Raw genomic sequence first — 1573 nt, forward strand, 5'->3', positions numbered from 1 at the left:
ACGGGATGGCACAACGGAAGAGGCAAGCTGTCGACGACCGCATAAGCATGGTGTTGGCCACGTTTCGCCAGCTCATGACGGATCCATTTGATGGCGAAACCAAGCGCCCGGCAGCGGCGGTTGTATCGGGAGCGTTCAAGAAACGAGCCGTTTGTGAACAAATTTCCCGTGACAAAACGATGCCAGGCTCGTTCGGAAGAAAAGCCCAGCAGCTTCCCCAAAAGGTGAACCGCCATGACCACTTCGTCTTCTTGCTTGACCAAGTGACGGTTGCGGCGATGAAGATACATTTGAATCAACGACAGTTGGGCAGAAACAAAACAGAAAATAGCGGCATATTGTTTTTGAAGTTTGGCTGGATCTGTAGTAAAATGAAAGTGCTCTTGCATGGGGGATCTCTCCTTTCGAATGTTGGGTGACACTTTCATTCTACTGGAGATCCGCCAGCAAGGGCTATTTTTATGCTTGATCAAGTTTATCTAGCACCACGGGTTTTTTTTATCTATCTCAACAGTTTCAAATGAATTATCTTTTTTATTAAAAATAGATCTATAAATCTTTCCTGTGTCTTTCTCAAATACTTCTACTACACGTTGTTGTTTATTATCTTTTATAATTTGGATTGTAAGCTCTTGATTCACATCTAAATTCCGAATTTTTTGTAAGTCTGTATTTAGTTCAGTAGACTCGGCACTAGCAAATGATGGTATAGCATTTACAAAGACCATAAACACAGCAAAAAACATCAAAAAAATTTTTTTCACGATTATCAATCCCCCTTTTTTGTGAATATTAATTTTTAAGATATACTAAGTGACTCAAAATGAATCACTGTATATATTTAACAAATATAACTATTAAATATAAGATGAATCCCGCGACAAACACTATAGTAAACAAACTTCTATCAGTAGAATTATTAAACATGGTTTTCCTAATGATGATTCCTAAGAAAATAACAATTACTATGATAATAATAAATGGAACAAATGAATTAATACTGAATGTTTTTAAAGATTCATAGTAATTAATGATTCTAAGTGTTAGGAAATATAAGCAAAAATAAAAAACAATACTTAACATTGTAAATAATATAGTTTTTCCCATTTTAATCCTCCTAGTTATCAGTTCTATAATACAACAAAATTGGTATCTTTATCAATACTGACTTCATTTCTTTCCAGTGATACGAAAAATATTGACTTCTTTAGAATTCATCCAGCTTCAGTTGAACTTTCGCCTGCCGGAAAAAGCACTCGATCGTCCAGCGCTGGGCGTAGTAACGCAAGATGTCTTCGTCCCCGAGTTCCCGGTCGGTGCTCAAGATGCAATGAAGATGTTCCGGCGCCATCGGCTGATCCGCCTTCCAAGCCAGCAGCACCACCGCGTCATCGAGGCCATGGATGGCCCCCTCATAGCGATACACGCGATAACGCTCCTGCCCCACCGTGACGAGGCGGGTGTCTTTGGACTCGATATAGCGGGCGAACTGCTTGGCTTGGATGGCGATGCCTTTCGGGTAGAGAATCCGGTTCGTCTTGAGCATCGCGATGACATGGAATCCCTGTTTCAA

At 40.2% G+C, this 1573-nt stretch carries 3 pseudogenes; all 3 read right to left on the bottom strand.

The annotated features are described in order from the left end of the window. A pseudogene (locus CD000_RS17720) lies at positions 1 to 389 on the bottom strand (IS982-like element ISGsp1 family transposase); the annotation flags it as partial. A 105-nt stretch (positions 390 to 494) separates the two neighbouring features. After that, positions 495 to 764, bottom strand: a pseudogene (gene geo26A / locus CD000_RS17725) (geobacillin 26); the annotation flags it as partial. A 446-nt stretch (positions 765 to 1210) separates the two neighbouring features. Next, positions 1211 to 1573 (bottom strand): annotated as a pseudogene (locus CD000_RS17735) (transposase); the annotation flags it as partial.

Source organism: Geobacillus sp. FJAT-46040, assembly GCF_002335725.1.
Classification (GTDB): Bacteria; Bacillota; Bacilli; order Bacillales; family Anoxybacillaceae; genus Geobacillus; species Geobacillus thermoleovorans.